The organism is Enterobacter cloacae complex sp. IR5401 (assembly GCF_049238425.1).
GTDB classification, from domain to species: Bacteria; Pseudomonadota; Gammaproteobacteria; order Enterobacterales; family Enterobacteriaceae; genus Enterobacter; species Enterobacter hormaechei_C.
Window position 1 is genome coordinate 146,321 of record NZ_JBMKHN010000003.1, and the last position, 16,664, is coordinate 162,984.

General features: G+C 57.0%; 13 protein-coding genes. 2 read left to right on the forward strand and 11 right to left on the reverse strand.

The window, feature by feature from the left end; genetic code table 11:
• Positions 1-69 precede the first annotated feature (69 nt).
• The 3 genes from mazG to rlmD all read right to left on the reverse strand — a co-directional run bounded on the left by mazG (position 70) and on the right by rlmD (position 4,510).
• Positions 70-861 carry a nucleoside triphosphate pyrophosphohydrolase gene (gene mazG, locus ACOTX1_RS06300; RefSeq protein WP_032634250.1) on the reverse strand — a complete coding sequence of 264 codons (792 nt, stop codon included), beginning with the start codon at positions 859-861 and terminating at the stop codon, positions 70-72.
• Positions 862-928: 67 nt separating this feature from the next.
• On the reverse strand, positions 929-3,160 hold the full coding sequence (gene relA, locus ACOTX1_RS06305) for a GTP diphosphokinase (RefSeq protein ID WP_023314752.1): 2,232 nt from the start codon (positions 3,158-3,160) through the stop codon (positions 929-931).
• Between the two features lie 51 nt (positions 3,161-3,211).
• Positions 3,212-4,510 carry a 23S rRNA (uracil(1939)-C(5))-methyltransferase RlmD gene (gene rlmD / locus ACOTX1_RS06310; RefSeq protein ID WP_023314753.1) on the reverse strand — a complete coding sequence of 433 codons (1,299 nt, stop codon included), beginning with the start codon at positions 4,508-4,510 and terminating at the stop codon, positions 3,212-3,214.
• Positions 4,511-4,567: 57 nt separating this feature from the next.
• Between rlmD and barA the strand changes: the two genes are divergently transcribed.
• Positions 4,568-7,327: a two-component sensor histidine kinase BarA gene (barA, locus tag ACOTX1_RS06315; protein WP_023314754.1), complete on the forward strand. Its 2,760-nt coding sequence runs from the start codon at positions 4,568-4,570 to the stop codon at positions 7,325-7,327.
• Between the two features lie 50 nt (positions 7,328-7,377).
• Here the strand turns inward: barA and ACOTX1_RS06320 are convergent, their stop codons facing one another.
• The 8 genes from ACOTX1_RS06320 to syd all read right to left on the reverse strand — a co-directional run bounded on the left by ACOTX1_RS06320 (position 7,378) and on the right by syd (position 15,711).
• Positions 7,378-8,523 carry a glycerate kinase gene (locus tag ACOTX1_RS06320; RefSeq protein WP_023314755.1) on the reverse strand — a complete coding sequence of 382 codons (1,146 nt, stop codon included), beginning with the start codon at positions 8,521-8,523 and terminating at the stop codon, positions 7,378-7,380.
• 77 nt (positions 8,524-8,600) lie between these two features.
• Positions 8,601-9,938, reverse strand: coding sequence for a glucarate dehydratase (gene gudD, locus ACOTX1_RS06325; RefSeq protein WP_003862731.1), 1,338 nt, complete (start codon positions 9,936-9,938; stop codon positions 8,601-8,603).
• 15 nt (positions 9,939-9,953) lie between these two features.
• Positions 9,954-11,294, reverse strand: coding sequence for an enolase C-terminal domain-like protein (locus ACOTX1_RS06330; protein WP_032634603.1), 1,341 nt, complete (start codon positions 11,292-11,294; stop codon positions 9,954-9,956).
• Positions 11,294-12,649: a galactarate/glucarate/glycerate transporter GudP gene (gene gudP, locus ACOTX1_RS06335; RefSeq protein ID WP_003862734.1), complete on the reverse strand. Its 1,356-nt coding sequence runs from the start codon at positions 12,647-12,649 to the stop codon at positions 11,294-11,296. The genes ACOTX1_RS06330 and gudP overlap by 1 nt, the downstream gene beginning before the upstream one ends.
• A gap of 308 nt (positions 12,650-12,957) precedes the next feature.
• Entirely contained in the window at positions 12,958-13,407 is a 450-nt protein-coding gene (locus tag ACOTX1_RS06340) for a flavodoxin (protein ID WP_023295346.1), read from the reverse strand.
• Positions 13,408-13,422: 15 nt separating this feature from the next.
• Positions 13,423-14,208: a tRNA pseudouridine(65) synthase TruC gene (gene truC / locus ACOTX1_RS06345; protein WP_023314757.1), complete on the reverse strand. Its 786-nt coding sequence runs from the start codon at positions 14,206-14,208 to the stop codon at positions 13,423-13,425.
• Positions 14,205-14,534 (reverse strand): YqcC family protein, encoded by a 330-nt coding sequence (locus ACOTX1_RS06350; protein ID WP_003862740.1) that lies wholly within the window; start codon positions 14,532-14,534, stop codon positions 14,205-14,207. The genes truC and ACOTX1_RS06350 overlap by 4 nt, the downstream gene beginning before the upstream one ends.
• A 631-nt stretch (positions 14,535-15,165) precedes the next feature.
• Positions 15,166-15,711 carry a SecY-interacting protein gene (gene syd / locus ACOTX1_RS06355; RefSeq protein WP_023314758.1) on the reverse strand — a complete coding sequence of 182 codons (546 nt, stop codon included), beginning with the start codon at positions 15,709-15,711 and terminating at the stop codon, positions 15,166-15,168.
• A gap of 69 nt (positions 15,712-15,780) precedes the next feature.
• On the opposite strand from syd, the gene queF reads away from it, so the two are divergent.
• The gene (queF, locus tag ACOTX1_RS06360) at positions 15,781-16,623 is read left to right on the forward strand and encodes an NADPH-dependent 7-cyano-7-deazaguanine reductase QueF (protein ID WP_023314759.1); all 843 of its coding nucleotides are present in this window, start codon (positions 15,781-15,783) and stop codon (positions 16,621-16,623) included.
• The last annotated feature ends 41 nt before the right edge of the window (positions 16,624-16,664 follow it).

The window sequence follows — 16,664 nt, forward strand, 5'->3', positions numbered from 1 at the left end:
GTTTTTGACGCAAATCAAGCGCTTGTCATTTAAAAAATCACACAAATTGCGCTTGATCGCAAAATCTCGTTAGAGATCATGTTCCTGGCGTTTTACTTCCTGCCAGACTTCTTCCATCGCGTCGAGGTCAATCCCGCTCATTTCCAGACCGCGCGAGGCCACAATCCGCTCAACTTCGCGAAAGCGTCGTTCGAATTTAATGTTCGCTTTTTGCAGGGCGGTTTCCGCTTTTACACCGAGGTGGCGTGAAAGGTTGACGGTTGCAAACAGCAGATCGCCCATCTCCTCTTCCAGCTTTGCTTCATCCACAACGGCCTGCTGCGCTTCATGCATCACTTCGTCGATCTCTTCGTATACTTTTTCCAGCACCGGGCCGAGAGAGGTCCAGTCAAACCCTACCGCCGAGCAGCGCTTTTGAATTTTGTGCGCGCGCATCAGCGCGGGAAGGTTCAGGGGAATGTCGTCCAGCGCCGAGTGCTGGGATTTTTCAGCGCGTTCAGCGCTTTTTATCTGCTCCCAGCGCGCCAGCACTTCCACACTGTTACCTGCGGAGGCATCACCAAAGATATGCGGATGACGACGCTCCAGCTTGTCGCTGATAGCGGCGCAGATATCGTCAAAGTTAAAGCGCCCCTCTTCCTGCGCCATCTGCGCGTAGAACACCACCTGGAACAGCAGGTCGCCCAGCTCACCGCGCAGATCGTCGAAATCCTCTCGCGAAATGGCGTCCAGCACTTCGTAGGTCTCTTCCAGCGTGTAAGGCGCAATGGTGGTGAAAGTCTGCTCTTTATCCCACGGGCAGCCGTTTTCCGGGTCGCGCAGGCGTTTCATGATGCCGAGCAGGCGGTCGATTTGAGTCATAACAGATTCCATTAAATGCCTGAGCCGGGTGGCGGCGTTGCCTTACCCGGCCTACAGAAGAGGATGTTTAGCCGCCGTGCAGACGACGCGCGTCAATCACATCCGGCACCTGGTTCAGTTTGCCGAGTACGCGGCCCAGCACCTGAAGGTTATAGATTTCGATAGTCATATCGATGGTGGCAAGCTGCTCGCGGGTATCGCTGCGGCTGGCAACGCCCAGCACGTTGACCTTCTCGTTGGCGAGAATGGTGGTGATGTCGCGCAGCAGGCCGCTGCGGTCGTTGGCAGTGACGCGCACCACCAGCGAGTAACCCGCCGAGTAGCTCTCCCCCCAGACGGCTTCCACGATACGTTCCGGCGCATGCGATTGCAGCTCTGCAAGCTGGTCGCAGTCGGAGCGGTGAATCGAGATCCCGCGCCCCTGGGTGATAAAGCCGACAATATCATCTCCCGGGATCGGCTGGCAGCAGCGGGCAATGTGGTGCATCAGGTTACCCACCCCTTCAACCACCACGCGGCCATTGTCCTTGCTGCGCTGCTGCGGAGCATAAGTTTTCTGCTGGAGCTGTTTCAGGGCTGCCGCATCCTGCTCTGCCGCGCTTGGCTTGTTGAACTGCGCTTGCAGGAAGTTCACCATCTGGTTCAGGCGGATATCTCCGCCGCCAATCGCCGCTAACAGTTCGTCGAGCTCGTTGAAGTTGTAGCGCGGCAGCAGGAACTTCTCCGCTTCTTTCAGGCTAATACCAATATGTTCCAGCTCGTCGTCCAGGATCTGGCGACCGGCAAGGATGTTCTTGTCACGATCCTGCTTACGGAACCAGGCGTGAATTTTTGAGCGCCCACGGCTGGTGGTAATGTAACCGAGGTTCGGGTTCAGCCAGTCGCGGCTTGGGTTTGGCTGCTTCTGGGTGATGATTTCAATCTGATCGCCCATCTGGAGCTGGTAGGTAAACGGTACGATACGTCCGCCGATCTTCGCCCCGATGCAACGGTGCCCCACATCGCTGTGGATGTGGTAGGCGAAATCGAGCGGCGTGGAGCCTGCCGGCAAATCCACCACGTCCCCTTTCGGGGTAAAGACGTAGACGCGATCGTCGAAGACCTGACTGCGCACTTCGTCGAGCATTTCGCCGGAGTCGGCCATCTCTTCCTGCCACGCAATCAGCTTACGCAGCCAGGCGATACGGTCCTCGTGACCGGAGCGACCGCCGCCGGAGGTACCCTCTTTGTATTTCCAGTGCGCCGCCACGCCCAGCTCGGCGTCTTCGTGCATCTGTTTGGTACGGATCTGAATTTCCACCGTTTTGCCGCCAGGGCCGAGCACCACGGTATGAATAGACTGGTAGCCGTTTGGTTTCGGGTTCGCGACGTAGTCATCGAACTCATCCGGCAGATGGCGGAAGTGAGTATGCACTATCCCCAGCGCGGCATAGCAGTCCTGGAGACGCTCTGCCACGATACGTACGGCGCGCACGTCAAACAGCTCGTCAAAGGCGAGATGTTTCTTCTGCATTTTGCGCCAGATGCTGTAGATGTGCTTTGGACGCCCGTAGACCTCGGCGCGCACATTCTCCTCTTTCATCGACTGGCGCAGCCCGCTGACAAATTCCTCGATATAGTGCTCGCGGTCAATGCGGCGTTCGTGCAGCAATTTTGCAATGCGTTTGTATTCCGCCGGATGCAGGTAGCGGAAGCAGTAATCTTCCAGCTCCCACTTCAGTTGCCCGATACCGAGACGGTTCGCCAGCGGCGCATAGATATTCGTACACTCTTTAGCGGCCAGGACGCGCTCGTCTTCCGGCGCATCCTTCACTTCACGCAGATGGGCAACCCGTTCGGCCAGCTTGATCACCACGCAGCGGAAATCATCTACCATCGCCAGCAGCATACGACGAACGTTATCCACCTGCTCGGAAGAGACAGAGTCAGTTTGCGCGGCTTTAAGCTGACGAATGGCTGCCATATCACGCACGCCGTGGATGAGCGCCACGACGGACTGGCCGACGCTTTCACGCAGGACGTCTTCCGTCACCACGTCGGCGTCCGCCAGGGGGAACAGCAGTGCGGCCTGTAGCGTTTCGATGTCCATGTTCAGCATGGAGAGAATTTCAACCATCTCCACGCCGCGCCACAACAGCAGTTCAGCGTCCGGATGCCCCTGCGTTGTGCGTAAACAATAGGCCCAGGTTTCGGTTAAGCGTTCACACGACTGCTGGCTGGAAATCCCCAGACTTGCGATCCATTTTTGAGGGTCAAACTCACCAGCTTTATTTAAATGTGCACTTCTTACCGCAACCATCGTCCTCTCCTTTAGGGACAAGGGCCTGTCGAAGTCGACAAGCCAAACTCATTAGATGTGCTCGAACAACACCATCGATTCCAGATGACCAGTGTGCGGGAACATGTCCAGCATTGCCAGACGCCGAATCTGGTAACCCCCGCTCAATAATGCTTCGCTGTCACGGGCAAGCGTCGCCGGGTTACAGGAAACATAGACCACGCGTTCAGGCGCGAGTTTAATTATATGCTGCATCACGCCTGGCGCACCTGCGCGCGCCGGATCGAGCAGGATCTTATCAAAGCCCTGCTTAGCCCACGGTTGCTGAGTGACATCATCCTCAAGATTTTGATGAAAGAATGTCACATTTTGCAAACCGTTCTGTTGGGCGTTTTCCTGGCCTTTCGCCACCAGCGCCTCAACGCCTTCCACTCCGACCACGCTTGCTGCTCTGCGGGCCAGCGGCAGGGTAAAGTTCCCCATGCCGCAGAACAGATCGAGCACCCGGTCAGTGGGCTGTACGTCGAGCCATTCCAGCGCATTCGCCACCATCTGTTGGTTCACGCCGTCGTTGACCTGGATAAAATCCCGCGGGCTGAACGTTAAGCGTAGCCCGTCTGACGCATACCAGGGCGCTTCTCCGCTGACCTGCTCAAGTATCTCGCTTTGCGGCGCGAGGAAAAGCGCAAGCTCATGAGAATGCGAAAAGCGTTCCAGTTTTTCGCGATCCGCCTTTGACAGCGGCGCGGTGTGGCGCAGCACCATCAGCGGGCCACTGTTGGCCAACACCAGTTCGACATGGCCGAGCGAACGCACGCCATCCAGCGATGCAAGACAGTGGTGCACGTCCGGGAGCAATGCCTCAAGATGGGGCACCAAAACAGGGCACTGCGTGACAGAGACGATATCGCTGGAGCTGGCTTTGCGAAACCCCATCTCCAGCCGCTCGGTTTTGGGCTGGTAGCTGAGGCTCAGGCGAGCGCGGCGACGGTAGCCCCAGGGCCGATCGGCAATGATGTCATTCACGTCGTGCCCGACCAGGCGGGCCAGCGCGCTGCTTTTACTTTTTTGCTGTAATTCAGTGCTGGCATGCTGTTGCTGGCAGCCACCGCAGACGCCAAAATGGGGGCAGCGAGGCGTCACGCGCTCCGGGCTATCATTAAGACGGCGCTTGACCTGACCGCGCGCATACTGACGTTTGTCTTCCGTCAGCGTAATATTTGCACGTTCTCCTGGCAGCAAACCTGTGATAAACAGTGTTTTACCCTTGTGACGCGCCACCCCCTGTCCAAAAGGATCGAGGTCAGAGGCTTCAACAGTTATGATCTGACGCGTCGTCACGCGTCGTTTTGCAGAGTAGAATTGCGCCATCGCCAAGATTGTTCTCAAATAAACATAATTAGCCTGATTGTCCCATAACGGAACTCCATGACCAACTACAGCCTGCGCGCGCGCATGATGATTTTGATCCTCGCTCCTACCGTTCTCATCGGTTTGCTGCTGAGCATTTTCTTTGTAGTGCATCGCTATAACGATTTGCAGAGACAGCTTGAAGATGCCGGGGCCAGTATTATCGAACCGCTGGCCGTCTCCAGCGAGTACGGCATGAACCTGCAAAACCGTGAATCCATTGGTCAGTTAATCAGCGTATTGCACCGCCGTCATTCAGAGATCGTACGCGCCATTTCCGTTTATGATGAGCATAACCGTCTGTTCGTCACCTCGAATTTCCATCTGGATCCCACGTCGCTGAAAATCCCGGATGGTACCCCCTTCCCGCGTCATCTTACGGTGTTGCGGCGAGGCGATATCATGATCCTGCGCACGCCGATTATCTCCGAAAGCTATTCACCCGACGAATCTGCCCAGTCCGATGCGAAGTCCAGCAATAATATGCTTGGATATGTGGCGCTGGAGCTGGATCTCAAGTCGGTGCGGCTCCAGCAGTACAAAGAAATTTTCATCTCCGGCGTGATGATGCTGTTCTGTATTGGCATCGCGCTGATCTTCGGCTGGCGACTGATGCGCGACGTCACGGGGCCTATCCGCAACATGGTGAATACCGTTGACCGGATCCGCCGGGGTCAGCTCGACAGCCGCGTGGAAGGCTTTATGCTCGGCGAGCTGGATATGCTGAAAAACGGCATCAACTCAATGGCGATGTCGCTGGCGGCTTATCACGAAGAGATGCAGCACAACGTTGACCAGGCCACCTCTGACCTGCGCGAAACGCTGGAGCAGATGGAGATCCAGAACGTGGAGCTGGATCTGGCGAAAAAACGTGCTCAGGAGGCGGCGCGTATTAAGTCTGAATTCCTGGCGAACATGTCGCACGAGCTGCGCACGCCGCTGAACGGGGTGATTGGCTTTACCCGTCTGACGCTCAAAAGCGAGCTTAACCCAACCCAGCGTGACCATCTGCATACCATTGAACGCTCAGCCAATAACCTGCTGGCCATTATTAACGACGTACTGGACTTCTCGAAGCTGGAAGCGGGCAAGCTGATTCTGGAGAGTATTCCCTTCCCGCTGCGCAGCACGCTGGATGACGTGGTCACGCTTCTTGCCCACTCATCGCATGATAAGGGTCTGGAACTGACGCTCAATATTAAAAATGATGTGCCGGATAACGTCATTGGCGACCCGCTGCGCCTGCAACAGGTCATTACCAATCTGGTGGGCAACGCGATTAAGTTCACCGAGAGCGGCAACATCGACATTCTGGTCGAAAAAAGGGCGCTCAGTAATAACAAAGTCCAGATTGAAGTGCAGATCCGGGATACCGGCATCGGTATTCCGGAGCGCGATCAGACGCGTCTGTTCCAGGCTTTCCGCCAGGCCGATGCGAGCATTTCCCGTCGTCACGGCGGAACGGGCCTGGGGCTGGTGATCACCCAAAAGCTGGTGAAAGAGATGGGAGGCGATATCTCCTTCCACAGCCAGCCTAACCGGGGCTCAACCTTCTGGTTCCATATCAACCTTGATCTTAACCCGAACGTGCAGACCGACGGCCCGGTCACCGGGTGCCTGAAGGGGATGCGTCTGGCCTATGTGGAACCGAACGCCGCGGCTGCGCAGTGTACGCTTGATGTATTAAGCAGCACGCCGCTGGAGGTCATCTACAGCCCGACCTTCTCCGCGCTGGCGAACGATCATTACGATATCCTGTTGTTGGGGATTCCGGTGACGTTTACCGGAGAACTGACCATGCAGCAGGAACGCCTGGCGAAGGCGGCCTCAATGACGGACTACCTGCTGCTGGCGCTGCCGTGCCACGCCCAAATCAACGCCGAAGAGCTGAAAAACGACGGAGCGGCGGCGTGTCTGCTGAAACCCCTCACCGCCACACGGCTGTTACCTGCGTTGACCGAATATTGCCGTCTGACGCATCAGTCCCTGCCGCTGGAAAACGACGAACATAAGCTGCCGATGACGGTGATGGCCGTGGACGATAACCCGGCGAACCTGAAGCTGATTGGCGTGCTGCTTGAGGATCAGGTTCAGCATGTTGAGCTGTGTACCAGCGGCGCCGAAGCCGTGGAACAAGCCAAACAGATGCAGTTCGACCTGATCCTGATGGATATTCAGATGCCGGGCATGGATGGCATCCGCGCCTGCGAGTTGATTCGCCAGCTTCCGCACCAGCAGCAGACGCCGGTGATTGCCGTGACGGCGCACGCGATGGCGGGGCAAAAGGAGAAACTGCTGGGTGCGGGCATGAACGATTATCTGGCGAAACCGATCGACGAAGAGAAGCTGCACAGCCTGCTGCTGCGCTACAAGCCGGGGCACATTGGCGGGACATACACCATTACAGCTGAATCGCCGGAGATCAGCGTTAACCAGAATGCCACGTTTGACTGGCAACTGGCGCTGCGCCAGGCGGCAGGCAAACCCGATCTGGCCCGCGATATGCTGCAAATGCTGGTGGACTTCCTGCCTGAGATCCGTAACAAGGTTGAAGAACAGCTGGTGGGTGAAAACCCTGAAGGGCTGCTGGAGGCTATCCATAAACTGCACGGCAGCTGCGGCTACAGCGGCGTACCGCGGTTGAAAAATCTCTGCCAGCTGCTTGAACAGCAGCTTCGCGCGGGTACGCCAGAATCCGATCTCGAACCGGAGTTCCTGGAGCTGCTGGACGAGATGGACAACGTGACGCGGGAAGCAATGAAGGTGTTGGGGAGCTAAGACCAAAGCCCGGTGGCGCTTCGCTTACCGGGCCTACAGGAGCACGAACGTTAACGCGACATCCCCTGCCCCATCTTTATCACCGCCGCAATATTCCTTGCGGCCATCTGTACATTCTGTTGCGCATTTTCCAGCGCATCCTCCAGCGAGCAGATGGTGTAAATCACGCTGAATACGGCATCCAGTCCGTGCTCATGCACCACGCCAACATCCGCCGTCAGGCTGCCGGCAATGCCAATAACCGGCTTGTTATAGCGTTTCGCGACTCTCGCCACGCCAACGGGCACTTTTCCGTGGATCGTCTGGCTGTCGATACGCCCTTCGCCCGTGATCACCAGATCGGCGTCCGCGACCTGTTCATCGAGATGCAGGGCATCGGTGACAATCTCAATCCCCTGACGGAGCTGTGCGCCGCAAAATGCATACAGCGCCGCCCCCATTCCGCCGGCCGCACCACCGCCCGCCAGGTTTAAGACGTCAATATCCATATCCCGGGCGATAATTTTTGCGTAATGCGCAAGCGCGTTGTCCAGCGTCCTGACCATCTCCGGCGTCGCCCCTTTCTGCGGACCAAATACCGCAGAAGCACCTGTCTCGCCGATCAGGGGGTTGGTCACATCGCAGGCCACTTCAATTCGACAGGCTGCCAGCCGCTTGTCCAGCCCGCTAAGATCGATATGCGCAAGGCTTGCCAGTTCGCCGCCGCCCGGCCCAACGGGCTGCGCTTTCGCATCCAGCAGTTTTACGCCCAGCGCCTGCACCATGCCTGCGCCACCGTCATTGGTCGCGCTGCCTCCAATGCCAATAATGATATGCTTAACGCCCGCATCCAGCGCATGACGGATCAGTTCCCCGGTTCCCCAGGAGGTGGTGATTAACGGGTTACGCTTTGCAGGAGCAACAAGCTCCAGACCGCTCGCTGCCGCCATCTCGATAAAGGCGCTTTTCCCGTCTCCGGATAACCCGAAAAACCCTTCCACGCGTTCACCCAAAGGCCCGGTAACAGGAACATGGACAAGACGCCCATGCGTGGCTGCCACCATCGCTTCCACCGTCCCTTCGCCACCATCGGCAACCGGTAATTTGACATAGTCCGCTGACGGGAAAATTTCGCGAAAACCGACCTCTATCGCTGTCGCCACCTCCAGCGCGCTCAAGCTTTCCTTATACGAGTCCGGAGCGATAACAATTTTCATAAGCCATCCTTACGCATGTTAGTTACGTTAAGCATACACCACGTAAGGGACCACTCATGGGATCGGTCCCAATGAGCTTATCGTACCATGCACGGACGTTTATTGTCGAATCTCCACTCTGGGATCAGGTATTGCATCGCCAGCGCGTCATCACGCGCGCCCAGGCCGTGTTTCTGGTAAAGCTCATGCGCTTTCATGACCTGGTCCATATCCAGCTCAACGCCCAGCCCCGGCGTAGCAGGAACTTGCACCATGCCGCCTTTGATTTCAAACGGCTGTTTGGTCAGGCGCTGGTTGCCCTCCTGCCAGATCCAGTGGGTGTCGATGGCGGTAATGTTGCCCGGCGCAGCGGCCGCCACGTGGGTGAACATCGCCAGCGAGATGTCGAAGTGGTTGTTGGAGTGGGAGCCCCAGGTCAGGCCGAACTCATGGCACATCTGCGCCACGCGAACCGAGCCCTGCATCGTCCAGAAGTGCGGGTCTGCCAGCGGAATGTCCACCGATTGCAGCGAGAGCGTGTGCCCCATCTGACGCCAGTCGGTCGCGATCATGTTGGTGGCGGTTGGCAGCCCGGTGGCGCGACGGAACTCCGCCATCACTTCACGTCCGGAGAACCCCTGCTCTGCACCGCACGGATCTTCCGCATAGGCCAGCACGCCTTTAAGCTGCTTACCGATTTTTATCGCCTCATCAAGCGACCAGGCACCGTTCGGATCCAGCGTGACGCGCGCCTGCGGGAAGCGCTTCGCCAGCGCGGCGATCGCCTCAGCTTCTTCTTCACCCGCCAGTACGCCGCCTTTCAGCTTGAAGTCATTAAAGCCATATTTTTCATACGCGGCTTCCGCCAGGCGCACCACCGCGTCCGGGGTCATCGCTTCATCGTGACGCACACGATACCAGTCGCATTTTTCGTCCGGCTGGCTCTGGTACGGCAGCGGGGTGAGTTTGCGGTTGCCGATAAAGAACAGGTAGCCGAGCATTTCCACTTCGCTGCGCTGTTGGCCGTCGCCCAGCAGGGAGGCGACATTGACGCCCAGATGCTGGCCCAGCAGATCCAGCATCGCGGCTTCAATGCCCGTGACCACATGGATAGTGGTGCGCAGATCAAACGTTTGCAGACCACGGCCACCCGCATCACGATCGGCAAAGGTCGTGCGCACGCGAGTCAGCACATTTTTGTACTCGCCCAGCGTTTTACCCACCACCAGCGGAATGGCGTCCTCCAGCGTTTTACGGATCTTCTCCCCGCCCGGGATTTCACCGACACCGGTATGCCCTGAGTTGTCCTTGATCACCACAATATTACGGGTGAAGAACGGCGCATGGGCGCCGCTCAGGTTCATCAGCATGCTGTCATGTCCCGCGACAGGAATGATCTGCATGGAGGTAACTACAGGGGTAGAAAATGTGCTCATCGTTCGATCCTTTTATCAGTTACGTCCAAATACAGGGCGCTTACGGTCAAATGTCCAGCCGGGGATAAGGTACTGCATCGGGCCTGCGTCGTTGCGCGCGCCGCCCGGCAGTTTTTTATACGCTTCATGCGCCTTGTGGATCTGATCCCAGTCAAGCTCCACGCCCAGCCCCGGCGCATCCGGTACGGCAATTGTGCCGTTTTTGATTTCAAGTGGATTTTTGGTCAGGCGCGCTTCGCCTTCCTGCCAGATCCAGTGCGTATCGATGGCGGTCGGGTTGCCCGGCGCCGCCGCGCCAACGTGGGTAAACATCGCCAGCGAAATGTCGAAATGATTATTGGAGTGGCAGCCCCAGGTGAGGCCCCAGTCATCGCACAGCTGCGCCACGCGCACCGCGCCGGAAAGGGTCCAGAAGTGCGGGTCCGCCAGCGGTATGTCCACCGCATTCAGCATCACCGCATGGCCCATTTCGCGCCAGTTGGTGGCGATCATGTTGGTCGCAACCGGCAGCCCGGTAGCGCGGCGGAATTCGGCCATCACCTCGCGGCCAGAAAAGCCCTGCTCGGCACCGCACGGATCTTCCGCGTAGGTCAGCACGTCGCCCAGCCCTTTACACAGCGCGATAGCTTCATCCAGCAGCCAGGCGCCGTTCGGATCGACGGTGATGCGTGCCTCCGGGAAGCGTTTTTTCAACGCGCGCACGCTGTCAATCTCCTGCTCGCCCGGCAGAACGCCGCCTTTCAGCTTGAAGTCTTTAAAGCCGTAGCGATCCTGCGCCGCCTCTGCCAGGCGTACCACCGCCTCGCCAGAGAGCGCCTCCTGATGACGCAGGTGATACCACTCGTGGCTACCCGGCGAGCGTTCCAGATACGGCAGATCGGTTTTAGTCCGGTCGCCAACGTAGAACAGATAGCCCAGCACCGTTACCGCATCACGCTGTTTGCCTGGCCCCAGCAGTTCGCAGACCGGCACGTTCAGCGCCTTTCCCAGTAAATCGAGGAGAGCCGCCTCCAGCGCCGCCACCGCGTTAACGCGCAGTTCAAACGTCCAGGCACCTTTGCCGAAGGTATCAAAATCCGCCGACTGGTTGCCCTTATGCACCCGCTGAACCACCTTGTTGAGACGGGCGACCTCCTGCCCAACCACCTGCGGGATGGCGTCGACCAGCGTCTGGTAAATCACCTCTCCGCCAGGCGCTTCCCCGACGCCGGTGTTCCCTGCGCTGTCTGTCAGCACCACAATGTTGCGGGTGAACCAGGCGTTATGCGCGCCACCAATGTTGAGCAGCATGCTGTCCTGCCCCGCCACCGGGATGACCTTCATCTCCGTCACGATCGGGCTTGATTGCGTTGTCATCATCCGCGCTCCCCAACAGGTTTCAGTTCGATTCGTTTGATGTCACCCACCAGCACCAGGTAACTGAGTACCGCCACCAGCGCATGGACGCCTACATAAATCAGCGCACCATTGAAGGAGCCGGTGGTGCCGACGATGTAACCGATAGCGATTGGGGTGACAATGCCGGAAATGTTGCCAAACATGTTGAACAGACCGCCGCTCAGGCCGCTGATCTCTTTCGGCGCGGTATCTGCCATCACCGCCCAGCCCAGTGCGCCAATGCCTTTACCGAAGAAGGCCATCGCCATAAAGCCGATAATCATCCACTCCGCGCTGACGTAGTTACAGAACACCATGGTCATGGAGAGCAGCATGCCGAGCACGATTGGCGTTTTACGCGCAATATTCAGCGAACCGGTACGACGCATCAACCAGTCGGAGATGACCCCGCCAAGCACCCCACCCACGAAGCCGCAGATGGCCGGCACGGAGGCGACAAACCCCGCCTTCAGAATCGACATGCCGCGCGCCTGCACCAGGTAAACCGGGAACCAGGTGATGAAGAAGTAGGTTAAGGCGTTAATGCAATACTGGCCGAGATAGATACCGATCATCATTCGTGAGCCGACGAGTTGTTTGATCTGCCCCCATTTCTGGCTGAACGGGACCTTAGCTTTCTGGGTTTTCTGATCCATGTTGATCAGCGCCCCGCCTTCAGCAATGTAGTCCAGCTCTTTCTTGTTCACGCCCGGATGCTGGTTTGGTTCGTGGATCACTTTCAACCAGATGAAGCTGATGACGATCCCCAGCCCGCCCATGAAGAAGAAGACGTGTGACCAGCCCACCTCATGCGTCAGCCAGCCCATGATTGGCGCGAAAATAACCGTCGCAAAGTATTGCGCCGAGTTAAAGATCGCTACCGCCGTTCCCCTCTCCTGCGCCGGGAACCAGGCGGCCACAATACGGCTGTTGCCAGGGAACGATGGCGCTTCCGCTAAGCCCACCAGGAAGCGGAGGGTAAAGAGCGCAATGATAATGCCGAAGCCGCTAAAGATATCCACGAAGCCCTGTAACAGGGTAAACATCGACCAGATGAAAATGGACCAGAAATAGACCCGTTTTGAGCCAAAGCGGTCCAGCAGCCAGCCGCCAGGGATTTGGCCGATTACGTAGGCCCATGAAAATGCGGAGAAAACATAACCCATACCCACCGGATCAAGTCCGATGTCCTTTGCCATCTCAGAGCCGGCAATGGATAACGTGGCACGGTCGCCGTAGTTGAAAGAGGTGACGATAAACAGCATCACCACTATCCAGTAGCGGGCGTTGGTGCGCTTCTCAGCGCTGCTCGCCGCGTGGCTTAATGTACTCATTGTTGCACTCCTGAAACATAGCTTTCGCCTGGTTCATTCTGTACAGCACCTGTAGGGTAATCAGAATGAGAGATTTGTGTTTGGTTTTGGTACGGCCAGAAGCCGTTTTATAGTGACGGGAAAAGTATATGAAGGAGTGACCGGTTCTCTCACCGTGCAGGAACACAACATTGACGGGCGTGGGGAACGTGGTTTGGGGCATAAGCCCAAAGTGGTGGAAGATACTTCACGGAATTGAGGATAGGGTGCGGCTTCGTTGCCGGGTGGCGGCTTCGCCTTACCCGGCCTGGCGTTCGTTTAGTACAGGGTTAGTTCAGGAGCGTGGCCCAGTGTTCAACCCAGGGATTTGACTCGCTTTCTGGCTCAGGGTGTTCACCTGCATCAATCAGCAACATCTCTCCGACGCGCTGAGCGCTCTGTTCCTGCAACAGCGCGTCGAACTGCTTACCGCCGCCGCAGAAATTGGCGTAAGAGCTATCGCCGAGGGCAATGATGCCATAGTGAACATCTGGCTGATAACCAAGCTGGTCTTTAATGCCCTGGAAAAGCGGGACGATGCTGTCCGGTAGATCGCCCTGCCCGGTGGTGGAGGTCACCACCAGGATGTATTTATCTTTATACTTTTCCCAGTCCGCCAGCTCCGGATCTTCATAGACCGTTGCTTTATGGCCCTGGTTTACGAGGATTGCTTCCGCTTCCTCCGCCACCAGCAGCGAGTTGCCGTACATTGTCCCGACAAAAATGCCTACTTCAGCCATGCTTTGCTCCCGTAATTATTGCGCTTGCTGTTCATCCTGAACGTTGCCTGCGGCAAACTCAACCCTTTCATTTTCGGGGAGTTGTCCCAGCCAGCCAAACTGTGACAGCGCCTGCATCCAGACCTCGTCCAGCCCCGCGCGAATAGTCAGCGGTTCGCCGGTAAACGGGTGCGTCAGGCGTAGCTCGCTGGCGTGCAGCATCAGCCGGTTACAGCCAAAGTGCTCGGCCGCGCTGCGGTTCTGGCGCAGATCGCCGTGCTTGCTGTCGCCGATAATGGGGTGGCGCAGATGTGCAAGGTGACGGCGAAGCTGGTGCTTGCGCCCGGTTTTGGGCAAAAGCTCCACCAGACTGTATCGCGTGGTCGGAAATTTGCTGGTCGCCACCGGCAGTTCTGTGGTCGCCATACCACGATAGTCGGTCACCGCTGGCTGCGGGCCTTTATCGTCGCGGGCAAATTTATCGGCGATTTTATCCAGTTCCTCCACCAGGGGATAATCAAGCGTGGCGGAATCCATCAGCCAGCCACGCACGATGGCGTGGTAGCGTTTCTGGATCTGGTGCTGTTCAAACTGCTGCGCCAGCAGGCGCCCGGCCTCACTGGAAAGCCCCATCAGCAGAACACCAGAGGTTGGCCGATCGAGACGATGGGCAGTAAAAACGTGCTGACCGATTTGATCGCGCACGGTTTGCATGACCACCACTTTCTCATCGCGATCGAGCCAGCTACGGTGCACCAGCCAGCCGGACGGTTTATTCACCGCCACTAACCACTCATCCTGATAAAGGATCTCAAGCGTCATGCATCGTCACCAGCGAAAAGCGCATCCAGCTTCTCCAGCTCCACCAGCATCATGGCACGCGCCGGGTGGGTCGCTTCCAGCGCCATTTCGTAATAGGGAGAGACGGCAAAAGACGCGGGCAACGCGTGGCCACCTTCCAGCAGCGCATGCATACGCGGAATTAAGACCCACTGGAGCCACTCGAACGGGTCCAGCGTATCCAGACAAAACGGTTGGGTGCTGGCGAACGCGTCTGGCTGCGGCGCGTTATCCTGCCACAGCTGATGCTGGCGCATAAGGGCTTCGATGGCGTGCAACTGCGCACGAACGCTGTCATGATGCGACATATATACCTCAACTGAAAAACGGAATGGCGCGAAGCATAGCATTGCGGAAGACAGAAATAAAAAAGGGAGCACTGTAAAAACAGTGCTCCCGGTTCGTTTCGCAGCATTCCAGCTACAATACGTGCTCCCTGCTCATCCGTGACAACTTTTCCTGATGCCCGAAGGCCTGGTCATCCCTTTACCTTTTGCTTCCTGCTCACATCGTCCTGATGTGTAGGTTTCATCCTGAAACGTCCTGGCCATCCTGACCCACCGACCATCCTGACCGGCTCTCGTTCTCCTTCCTGGAGGTGTCCCTTACGCATCCTGCGTGATCCACTTTGCTTCATCCTGAAGCCTTCCTGCGGCGTCATCCTGACGTGTCCCTGGTAAGAAACGCCATCATCCTGATGTTCGTTTCTCGTGTCGGCATCCTGTCGACACAGATAGAATCCGCTATTCTGCTTCGTCTTACAACCCACCTTGTGAGCAATGTAAGCCAGGCGAAACGGGGGATTTCCTTTCAGAAAACCACTAACTTATTGAAAGAGAAGTTAATATTAATCTGAAATTCCTAAGACAATGCTAATTATTTCGGCGATGTCTCACAGCGCGTGTAAGAGATCTCTCACACGCCCAGTAGCATCATGGATTACAGAAGAGGCTCAATTCGGGTAAGGAAATCCGCAAGTGAAGGCGCGAGAACGTCGCGATTGCGGGTGCCGAGCGTCTCTTTAATGACCTCGCCAGACAGGTTGCAGACAGAAATGACGTCCAGTTCACTGTCGAGCGTCGCAATAAAGAGAGTCGGAGAGAGCTTAAGCCGTTTTTGCGTGACCAGGTGACCAATGAGGTTTTCCTGAACGCGTTGCAGATCGTCTTCGCTCCAGGTTTGCAGCAGCGTCAGCGACTGTCCTGCAAAACATGCAGTCATATCCCCGGCAAACTGCGTGGTATAAAATGCATGAAGCGCAGGTTGTATCACAAGGTCCATCGCGCGTTCAACAGCATTTACATTCTGCTCGCCCATGAACGGTTTCGGTTGCCAGATAACGTAATCATCCTGCGAAGCGATAATGCACGGTGACGGCACGCCATATAAGTCAGTACTTTGCGGCCACGCCCCCCGCTTTTCATGCCAGGCATCGCAATAGCGGGTCGTGAAGGACGTCAGGGCATTTGCAGTTTCGATATCCACCGATTTCTCTCTTCTTGTAAGACAGGATAAACTCAGCCCATAAGTGTACCTGTAAAGTGGCTATGAAACATGTCTTACGAAAATCATCAGGCGTTAACGGGCTTAACGCTGGGAAAATCGACCGATTACCGCGACACCTACGATGCAAGCCTGTTGCAGGGCGTGCCGCGCAGTCTGAACCGCGATCCGCTCGGGCTGCACGCTGACGCGCTGCCGTTTGTCGGCGGCGACATCTGGACGCTGTACGAACTCTCCTGGCTGAATGCGCGCGGTCTGCCGCAGGTGGCCGTGGGCCACGTTGAGCTGGATTACGCCAGCGTAAACCTGGTCGAATCCAAGAGCTTTAAGCTCTATCTCAACAGCTTTAACCAGACCAAATTTAACAGCTGGGACGAGGTGCAACAGACGCTTGAACGTGATTTAAGCGCGTGCGCGCAGGGGAACGTAACCGTCTCGTTATACCGTCTGCATGAGCTGGAAGGTCAGCCCATCGCCCATTTCCACGGCACCTGCATCGACGATCAGGACATTGAGGTGGAAAGCTATGAATTTAGCAGCGACTACCTGGAAAACGCGGCGGGCGGAAAAGTGGTCAACGAGACGCTGGTCAGCCATCTGCTGAAATCCAACTGCCTTATCACCCATCAGCCGGACTGGGGCTCGGTACAGATCCAGTACCGCGGCCCGCAGATTGACCGTGAAAAGCTGCTGCGTTACCTGGTGTCATTCCGTCATCACAACGAATTCCACGAGCAGTGCGTGGAGCGCATCTTCAACGACATCCAGCGTTTCTGCCAGCCCGAAAAGTTGAGCGTTTACGCCCGCTACACCCGTCGCGGCGGCCTGGATATCAACCCGTGGCGCACCAATAGCGATTTTGTGCCTGCCACCGGACGACTTGTGCGCCAGTAAGATAAATATTTTCACAATATGCGGGCGGTATTCCGCCCGAA